The organism is Microbacterium sp. 5K110, assembly GCF_005774735.1.
GTDB lineage: Bacteria > Actinomycetota > Actinomycetes > Actinomycetales > Microbacteriaceae > Microbacterium.
On the sequence record NZ_VBUM01000115.1, the window covers coordinates 1 to 8,372 of the forward strand.

An 8,372-nucleotide genomic window follows, 5' to 3' on the forward strand; every position below is an offset into this window, starting at 1 on the left:
GGCGCGGGAGGCACCGCCGGCGCGACGGGACCGGGCTCGACCGGCGGCCGGAACGGCGCTGCCGGCGGCGGGGCGGGCGGGTTCGGTGGCGACAGCACGGAACTGCGGACCTGGCTCGAGGCCCACCGCGGCGACACGACGTATCTCGCCGCCGCGTTCGGAGCGCAGACCGCCGCGCAGCTCATCGTGGCCTCGGGCGGCGCGTCAGTGCTCCCGATCGGCGGGTTCAACGGCACCGACGCCGCACCGACCCTGGAGACCTTCGTCTCGCTCGTCGAGACCGGACAGCTCCGCTACGTCATCGGCGAAGAAGACCGCGTCGGCGGGCCCGGGGGCGCGGCCGTGGGGGCGGGGACGGCCTCGACCTCCACGGTCTCGGCGCAGATCCGCGCGTGGGTGGAGCAGAACTGCGCGACGGCGGCGGATGCTCCGAGCACCGTGTACGTCTGCGGATGAACGCCGGTCAGAGCTCGCGCGACAGGAACGCGATCCCGGCCTCGCGGAACGCGCGCGCTCCGGGGGCGTTCACGTGGTGCCGACCTGGGATGTCGACGAACTCGCCGCGGGGGAGCAGCCCCGCGAGGTTCGCGGACTGGTCGTGGATCGGGTCCTCGGTCCCGGTGGCGATGAGCACGGGCTGCAGCGGGGGCGACGCGGGGTCCGGGTCGGTTTCGCCCAGGCGCATGCCCTCGGCGATGGCGACGAGCGCGCGCAGGTCGTTGCCCGGCACGCGTTCCGCGAGCGAGACGTAGCGCAGGGTGGTGGCATCCTGCACCGGCTCCCCGCGATCGAGGAACGCGCGGGCCTGCTCCACCTGCAACCGGGCGAGCGGCCGGCCGTCCGGGATGCCACCGAGCACGGCGCGCTCGACGTGCTCGGGGGCGTCGACGGCGAGCTGCCACCCGACGCGGCCGCCGAGGGAGTAGCCGAGGTAGCGCACCTGATCCACCAGGTAGGTGTCGAGAACGGCGACGAGGTCCGAGACGAGCGCGCTCATGCGGTACGCGGCGGCGTCGTGCGGTTTGTCGCTCGCGCCGTGACCGCGCTGATCGACGGCGAGGACGCGGAACCCCGCCCGCAGCAGATCGCGCACCCAGCCGGTGTTGACCCAGTTGTCGCGGGTGCTCGACCCGAAGCCGTGGACGCACAGCACCGTGGGAGCCTCGGGGTCGCCCCACGTATACGTGGCGAGGCGCACGTTGTCGCCCACGATGAGGAACTGCGGATCGGGGACCTCGGTGAGCGCGGGCACGGCATCCATTCCGCCGATCCTGGCACAGTCGCGCGGGCCGGACGGCGAAGTGGTCATAGTGGTCTCATGGGGTATACACGTGCCGAGCTCGAGTCGTACCGGGATGCCACGATCCCCGACCTCGTCGGACCGGGCCTGCGCCTGCTGTTCGTGGGCATCAACCCCGGGCTGTGGACCGCCGCGACCGGGACCCCGTTCGCCCGCCCCGGCAACCGGTTCTGGCCCGCGCTCGTCGAGGCCGGGATCCTGCCGCGGCTGCCCGCTTTCGCCGGTCCGCTCGACGACGCCGACCGGGCGATGATCTTCGACGCGGGGGTGGGCGTGACCAACCTCGTCGCCCGCGCGACCGCGCGTGCCGACGAACTCGACCGCGCGGAACTGCGCGCCGGCGCCGCCGCTCTCGAGGATCGCGTGGCCGCCCTCGCGCCGCCCGCGGTCGCGGTGGTGGGTCTCACCGCGTACCGCCAGGGCTTCGACCGGCCCAAGGCCCTCGCCGGGCGCCAGGGAGAGACCATCGGGGGAGTGCCCACGTGGGTCCTGCCCAACCCCAGCGGCCTGAACGCGCACGACACGGTGGCCTCGCTCGCGCGGGCGTACGCGGAACCGGCGCGGGCCGCCGGGATCCTCCCGTGACGGAGATCGTGCGTCGCCGGATCGCGGCGGGTGCGGCGATGCTCGCCGTCGTCGCCGCGGGGCTGACCGTCCACGCGGCGCCCGGGTCGATCGTCACCGACATCGTGGGCGACGCCCTCTACACCGTCGCCGCGTACGCGGGTCTCGTGGCGCTCCTCCCGCGCGCCCGGCCGGTCGTGCTCTCCGCCGTCGCGGCGGCGTGGTGCGTGGGCGTCGAACTGCTGCAGCTCACCGGGCTCCCCGCGGCCTGGGCCGACGCGTTCCCGCCGATCGCCCTGGTGCTCGGGCTCGGCTTCGACGCGCGCGACCTCCTCGTCTCGCTCGCGGCGGCTGCCGTGGCGGTGGGCGTCGACCTCGCGGTGCGCCGACGGCTCCTCCCCAGGGGAGAGCGCCCGCGGCCCGCGTCCCGCCGCGGGTAGGGTGACGGCGTCGGAGGGAGACACGATGATCGTCGAGTTCGAGGGAGAGGTCTTCCGGTGGGAGGCCCGGCTCGACAGCGCCTGGTACTTCGTCGCGCTTCCGCCCGGACTCAGCGAGGACATCCGCGAGACGCAGACCTTCCGGCGCGGCTTCGGCGGAGTGCGCGTCGAGGTCACGATCGGCTCCTCCACGTGGCGCACGTCGATCTTCCCGCAGGCAGACGGCGTCTACGTCCTGCCGTTGAAGCGCGCCGTGCGCGAACGCGAGGGCATCCTCCCCGATGCGACGGTCCTCGCCCGGCTCGCCGTCCTCGACGCCTGAGCGCCGCGTGCTCGGCGTCGCGCTGACCGTGTTCGCGGTGCTCGGCGGGATCCTCGCCGTCATCGACGGGCGTCACCACCGCCTTCCGCACGCGCTCGTCCTGCCGGGACTCGCGCTGGCCCTCGTGCTGTTGACCTCCGCGGCGCTCGCCGCCGACGAACCGCCGCGCCTCGTCGGGGTGTGGGGCGGGGCGGCATCCGCGTTCCTCGTCTGCCTCGCGCTGCATCGTGCGCAGCCGACGGCCTTCGGCGGGGGAGACGTGACGCTCGCCGCCCTCGCGGGGGCGCACCTCGGGTGGTTCGGACCGGATGCCGTGCTCTCGGGGATCCTCACCGGGTTCCTGTGCGGCGGGGCCGCGGCCGCCGGAATCCTGCTCTCCGGTGCCCGGGGTGCCGTGTTCGCGTTCGGGCCCCCGCTGCTGCTGGGGACGTGGTGGGTGCTGCTCGGAGAGCTCCGGTGAGCGACCCCGCGCGTGTGCGGCGCAGGATCGCGCGCATGTCGCGGGACGGGCCCGCCCCGCGGCGAAGCCCGGCACGATCTGCGTGTTCGACGCGCGGTCAACCCCGCCGGGGCAGATCGTGCCGCTCCCATAGCCTGGGAGGATGGCTGACCTCCTTCGTCGCGTCACCGCGTGGGCGCTGCAGCGGCGACTCGTGCGCGCGTACCTCGTCTACTCCGGGCGACGCGGACCCATGCTCGCCGACAGCGTGACCTATCGGACGCTGTTCAGCGTGTTCGCGGGCGTCCTCATCGGGTTCTCGTTCGCGGCCCTGTGGCTCGCGGGAAACCCCGACGGGCTCGCCGCCCTCGTGCGCGCGGTCGACGGCGTCATCCCGGGGCTCGTCGGTCCGGACGGTCTCATCGACGTCGCCGAGATCAAGGCGCCCGCGGGCTTCACGATCGCGGGTGTCCTGGGATCGATCGGTCTGCTCGGCGCGGCGATCGGCGCCGTCGGGTCGCTGCGGTCCGCTCTGCGCCAGCTCGCCGACGTGACGACGGAGGACACCTTCATCGTGTGGGTGCTCCTGCGGAACCTCCTGCTGGCTCTCGGGATCGGTGTGTCGCTCGCCGCGGCCGCCGGAGTGACCTTCCTCGCCACGGCGGGGCTGACGGTGGTGCGCGGATGGCTGGGCATCTCCGCGGATTCGTGGGTGACCGGCATCCTGACCTGGCTCGTCTCCACGCTCATCGTGCTCGCGCTCGACGCGGCCGTGATCGCCGCGGCCTTCGCGCTGCTGTCCGGGCTCCGCGTGCGTCGGGCGACGCTCCTGCGCGGCGCTCTGCTGGGCGGCATCGGGCTGGTCGCGCTGCAGCAGCTGTCGGGCCTGTTCGTCCGCGGGGCGGGCGGAAACCCTCTGCTCGCGACGTTCGCCGCGCTCATCGCGCTTTTGCTGTGGCTGAACCTCTCGAGCCAGGTGATCCTCATCGCCGGTGCGTACATCATGGTCGGTCACGAGGAGGACCAGGATCGCGTCCGCGCGAAGTACGCCGCGTCGACGCTCGTGCAGTTCCGGGTCCAGCGTGCCGAGCGGGCGGTGCAGGCCGCCGTCGGTGAATTGGATGCCGCGCGCGAGGCCGAAGCGCACGAACGCGAGGCGACGGCGAAGAATACCGCTTCCCGCTGAGCCCGCGGACACGCGTCTAGGGTGACCACATGACCGAGCGCACCGTCGCGTACACCGCCGCCGCGGTCCGGGCGGCGGAGGCTCCGCTGCTCGCGGCCGGACGGCCCCTCATGCATGAGGCCGCCCGTGCGCTCGCGGACGTCGTCGAGGAGGAGCTCGCACGGACCCCGGGCGCCGTCCTGGTGGTCGTCGGTTCGGGCGACAACGGCGGCGACGCCCTGTACTCGGCGGCGACTTTCGCCCGAGTGGCGACCCGCGTCGACATCGTTCTCACCCGCGATCACGTGCATCGGGAGGCGCTCGATGCCGCAGTCGCCGCGGGGGCTCGGCTCCGGGATGCCTCGGAGGTCTGCGCCGCCGGGGCGGATCACGTCCTGGTGGTCGACGGCATCCTCGGCATCGGCGCCTCCGCGGACCCGCGGTTGCGCGGCACCGCTCGCGCCGTGGTCGAGGCCCTGCGCCCGGCGGTGGCGGACCGGCGGCTGCGCGTCGTGGCGGTCGACCTCCCCAGCGGTCTGCACCCGGACACGGGCGAGGCGGACACCGCGGTCCTCCCGGCCGATATCACGGTCACCTTCGGAGCGGTCAAGGCGGGGATCCTCCGCGGTCGCGGTCCGGAGCTCTGCGGCCGCATCGTCCTGGTCGACCTCGGTCTCGAGCCGCAGCTGCGGCGCGTCCGCCCCGCGGTGACGGCGGCCGTCGAGGTCGTTCGCCGGCCCCCGGTTCAGCGGGCGTAGCGTTCGGCGAACGCCCGCAGGATCCGGCCGGTCGCGGTCACCGGCGACCGCCGCACGGCGGCGAGGGTGAACTCGAGCTCGTCGGGGCGGAAATAGCCGAACGACGCGTACGCGTGGATGCGGGTGACGATGCCGCCGAGATCCAGTTCGGGGTGGAACTGCGTGGCGTAGACGTTCTCGCCGACCCGGAACATCTGCACGGGGCACGTGGCGGAGGATGCCAGGAGCGTCGCCGCCGCGGGGAGCGCGGAGATCGCCTCCTTGTGGCCGACGAAGGCCGGGAAGGTCGCGGGCATCCCCGACAGCAGCGGATCGGCGCGGCCGGCGTCGGTCAGCGAGACGTCCACGACGCTGATGGGCTCGGCGTACGTCCCGTCGATCGGCGCGCCCAGATGCGTGCCGAGCGTGCCGACGCCGTAGCAGGCACCGAGGAACGGGGCATCGCGCGCCACCACCTCGTTCACGAGCGCGGCCATCTCTGCCTCGACGCGGCGCTGTACCGCCGACTTCTTCTCCCACGGGTCGGAGGCGTTGAACGGGCTTCCGCCGACGAGGATCCCGGCGATCTCATCGAGATCGATCTCGGGCATCGGGTCGCGTTCCAGGCGCACGCGCCGGAGCCGCTGCGGAGGCAGGCCCGTGAAGCGGAGGAAGAGCGCGTACTCCTCGTCGGCCGGTCGGTCCTCGGCGCGCGTGGCCAGGAGCACGAACGGGCGGTCTCCGGGCAGGTCCGTCCTCGTCACCCGAGCGAGTCTAGGTCAGGGGTGTCAAGGCGCGGCCTCTGCGCGAGGCCCCGGTCTACGCTGGGCGCATGGCTATCGCACGACTGACCGGAGGCCCGCTCGACGGGCAGGTGATCCCGCTCGAGAACGAGACCGACGACACGCTGATCATGCCCTACAGCGAGGGGCAGCTCGTCTACCGTCGCGACGGCGGGCTGGAGAACACCGGTGACTCCGACGGACCCACGCAGGCGGTCTTCTCGTACGTGGAAGAGACCGAGGACATCAACCCGGACGCCGACGGACGCGACGATTGAGCGGAACGGCTCCCGGGTCGTCGTCGGTCGAGGTCGAGTCCAAGTACGACGTCGACGACGGCACGCCCGTGCCCGATTGGTCGGGGATCCCGGGGGTCGCGCGCGTCGGTGACGCCGAGCCGCGCGACCTCGATGCCCGGTACGTCGACACCGTCGATGGCGCCCTCGCGCGGGTCGGCGTCGCGGTGCGACGGCGGCAGGGCGGACCGGATGAGGGGTGGCACGTGAAGGCCCCCGCGCCCGGTGGCCGGTCCGAGACGCACTGGCCCCTCGGCGAGATCGGCGACGCCGACGCGGCTCCGGTGGTCCCGGAGGAGATCCAGGATGCCGTCGCCGCGTGGGCGCACGGACCGTTCCTGCCGCTCGCCCGTGTGCGCAACCACCGCACCGCCTACGCCCTGCTCGATGCCGACGGCGGCCTCGTCGCCGAGTTCGTGGACGACCGCGTCCGCGCACGCGACGAGCGTCGCGGCGCGGAATCCGAGTGGCGCGAGTGGGAAGTCGAGCTCGGCCCCGCCGGCCCCGCGGACGACACCGGGCGTGCGGCGCTGTTCGCCGCGGTCGACGCGGCCGTGTTCGCGGCGGGCGGCCGGCCCGCGGCATCCGGTTCGAAGCTCGCCCGAGCCCTCGGGCACTGACCCCCCCTGACGCCGACGGCCCCGACCCCGCTCATCGAGCGGGTCGGGGGCCGTCGGGCGTTGCGGCCGGTCGGATCAGAGGTTGATCATGTGGCCGGTGAGGCCGTGGAACGCCTCCTGCAGGCCCTCCGATAGCGTCGGGTGGGTGTGCACGTTGCGCGCGGCTTCGAGGGCGGTGAGGTCCCACTTCTGCGCGAGCGTGAGCTCGGGGAGGAGCTCGGAGACGTCGGGGCCGATGAGGTGTCCGCCGATGAGCTCGAGGGTCTCGGCGTCGGCGACGAGCTTGACGAAGCCGACGGGCTCGCCGAGGCCGTTGGCCTTGCCGTTCGCCGAGAAGGGGAACTTCGCGACCTTGATGTCGTGACCGGCGTCGCGAGCCTGCTGCTCGGTCAGGCCGAACGAGGCGACCTGCGGGTTGCAGAAGGTGGCGCGCGGCATGTTGCGGTAGTCGCCGAGGGTCTGCGTCTCGGCGTTGCCGATCGTCTCGGCCGCGACGACGCCCTGGGCCTCGGCGACGTGCGCGAGCTGGAGCTTGGCGGTGACGTCACCGATCGCGTAGATGTGGGGGACGTTCGTGCGCATGTGGTCGTCGATGTCGATCGCGCCGCGCTCGGTGAGCTTCACTCCGGTGTTCTCGAGGCCGAACCCGTCGACCTTGGGGGCGAAGCCGATGGACATCAGCACGCGGTCGGTGTCGATCGAGCCGGTGGAGCCGTCCTTGGCGGTGTAGGCGACGGTGACCTTGTCGCCGTGGTCGGTGACGGAGTCGACCTTCGTCGAGGTGAGGATGTCGACGCCGTAGCCCTTGTACTGCTTCTGGATCTCCTTGGAGACCTCGGCATCCTCGTTGGGGAGGGCGCGGTCGAGGAACTCGATGATGGTGACCTTCACGCCGTAGTTCGTCATGACGTAGGCGAACTCCATGCCGATGGCTCCGGCGCCGACGATGACGATCGAGGAGGGAAGCTCACGGGTGAGGATCTGCTCCTCGTAGGTGACGACGTTCTCGGACAGGGTCACTCCCGGGAGGAGGCGCACGGTGGACCCGGTGGCGATGATGACGTTGTCGAAGGTGACCTGCTCCTTCGAGCCGTCGGCCTTGGTCACGTCGAGCGTGTGGTCGTCGACGAAGTGGCCACGGCCCTCGTACTCGGTGACCTTGTTCTTCTTCATCAGGTAGTGGATGCCCTTGACGTGCCCGGCCGCGACGCTACGGGAACGGTCGAACGCCTTGCCGAAGTCGAAGTGCACGTCGCCGGAGATACCGAACAGGTCGGCCTTGGCGTGGAACGTGTGCGCGAGGTCGGCGTTGCGCAGCAGAGCCTTGGAGGGGATGCAGCCCACGTTCAGGCACACACCACCCCAGTACTTCTCTTCGACGACCGCGACCGACAGCCCCAGCTGCGCGCCGCGAACGGCCGCGACGTACCCGCCGGGACCCGCACCAAGAATGACCAGATCGTAATGAGGCATGGTCCCAGCCTAGCGTCCGGAGGTCCCCGCCGAGCCGCCGTTCGGGCCGTTGCGGCGGCCTCGCGCGACGGCCAGCCAGACCAGTGCGCCGACGACGAGGACGAGGGCGATCGCGAGCAGGATCCAGGGCAGGAGAGAGGCCTCGGAGGTGTTCTCCGCCGGGGCGGGAGTGGCCGTGACCGTCACGGTCGGTTCGGGGGAGGACGCGGCCGTCGGAGTCGGCGTGGGTGTGGG

The 8,372-nt window shown here is 72.6% G+C and carries 12 protein-coding genes and 1 pseudogene; 9 read left to right on the forward strand and 4 right to left on the reverse strand.

Going from position 1 to position 8,372, the window contains the following annotated elements; all coding sequences use genetic code 11:
* Positions 1 to 456: mannosyltransferase YkcB-related protein (locus FE256_RS18275; protein ID WP_502704865.1), on the forward strand; the 456-nt coding region annotated here is incomplete at its 5' end.
* A 7-nt stretch (positions 457 to 463) separates the two neighbouring features.
* Here FE256_RS18275 and FE256_RS16670 read toward each other — a convergent pair.
* Positions 464 to 1,261, reverse strand: coding sequence for an alpha/beta fold hydrolase (locus tag FE256_RS16670; RefSeq protein WP_138177904.1), 798 nt, complete (start codon positions 1,259 to 1,261; stop codon positions 464 to 466).
* Between the two features lie 57 nt (positions 1,262 to 1,318).
* On the opposite strand from FE256_RS16670, the gene FE256_RS16675 reads away from it, so the two are divergent.
* The 6 genes from FE256_RS16675 (at position 1,319) to FE256_RS16700 (ending at position 4,988) form a co-directional block, all read left to right on the forward strand.
* A complete protein-coding gene (locus FE256_RS16675; RefSeq protein ID WP_138177906.1) occupies positions 1,319 to 1,885 on the forward strand; it encodes a mismatch-specific DNA-glycosylase in 567 nt (188 codons plus the stop codon).
* A complete protein-coding gene (locus FE256_RS16680; protein WP_252371069.1) occupies positions 1,882 to 2,304 on the forward strand; it encodes a ribosomal maturation YjgA family protein in 423 nt (140 codons plus the stop codon). Before FE256_RS16675 ends, FE256_RS16680 begins: the two co-directional genes overlap by 4 nt.
* A gap of 25 nt (positions 2,305 to 2,329) precedes the next feature.
* Positions 2,330 to 2,626, forward strand: a complete 297-nt coding sequence (locus tag FE256_RS16685) for a DUF1905 domain-containing protein (RefSeq protein WP_138177908.1) — start codon at positions 2,330 to 2,332, stop codon at positions 2,624 to 2,626.
* A complete protein-coding gene (locus FE256_RS16690) occupies positions 2,586 to 3,086 on the forward strand; it encodes a prepilin peptidase (protein ID WP_138177910.1) in 501 nt (166 codons plus the stop codon). The genes FE256_RS16685 and FE256_RS16690 overlap by 41 nt, the downstream gene beginning before the upstream one ends.
* 142 nt (positions 3,087 to 3,228) lie before the next feature.
* Complete coding sequence (locus tag FE256_RS16695) at positions 3,229 to 4,251, forward strand: YhjD/YihY/BrkB family envelope integrity protein (RefSeq protein ID WP_138177912.1); 1,023 nt, start codon at positions 3,229 to 3,231, stop codon at positions 4,249 to 4,251.
* Between the two features lie 29 nt (positions 4,252 to 4,280).
* Positions 4,281 to 4,988, forward strand: coding sequence for an NAD(P)H-hydrate epimerase (locus FE256_RS16700; RefSeq protein WP_138177914.1), 708 nt, complete (start codon positions 4,281 to 4,283; stop codon positions 4,986 to 4,988).
* Here the strand turns inward: FE256_RS16700 and FE256_RS16705 are convergent.
* Positions 4,976 to 5,731 carry a glutamine amidotransferase gene (locus tag FE256_RS16705; protein ID WP_138177916.1) on the reverse strand — a complete coding sequence of 252 codons (756 nt, stop codon included), beginning with the start codon at positions 5,729 to 5,731 and terminating at the stop codon, positions 4,976 to 4,978. The genes FE256_RS16700 and FE256_RS16705 overlap by 13 nt on opposite strands.
* Positions 5,732 to 5,799: 68 nt before the next feature.
* Here FE256_RS16705 and FE256_RS16710 point away from each other — a divergent pair, with 68 nt between their 5' ends.
* Entirely contained in the window at positions 5,800 to 6,027 is a 228-nt protein-coding gene (locus FE256_RS16710) for a response regulator (protein ID WP_138177918.1), read from the forward strand.
* Positions 6,024 to 6,665 (forward strand): CYTH domain-containing protein, encoded by a 642-nt coding sequence (locus FE256_RS16715; RefSeq protein ID WP_138177920.1) that lies wholly within the window; start codon positions 6,024 to 6,026, stop codon positions 6,663 to 6,665. The genes FE256_RS16710 and FE256_RS16715 overlap by 4 nt, the downstream gene beginning before the upstream one ends.
* 75 nt (positions 6,666 to 6,740) lie before the next feature.
* Here FE256_RS16715 and lpdA read toward each other — a convergent pair whose 3' ends face one another.
* Positions 6,741 to 8,138, reverse strand: coding sequence for a dihydrolipoyl dehydrogenase (gene lpdA / locus FE256_RS16720; RefSeq protein WP_138177922.1), 1,398 nt, complete (start codon positions 8,136 to 8,138; stop codon positions 6,741 to 6,743).
* Between the two features lie 9 nt (positions 8,139 to 8,147).
* Positions 8,148 to 8,372: pseudogene (locus FE256_RS18280) on the reverse strand (hypothetical protein); the annotation flags it as partial.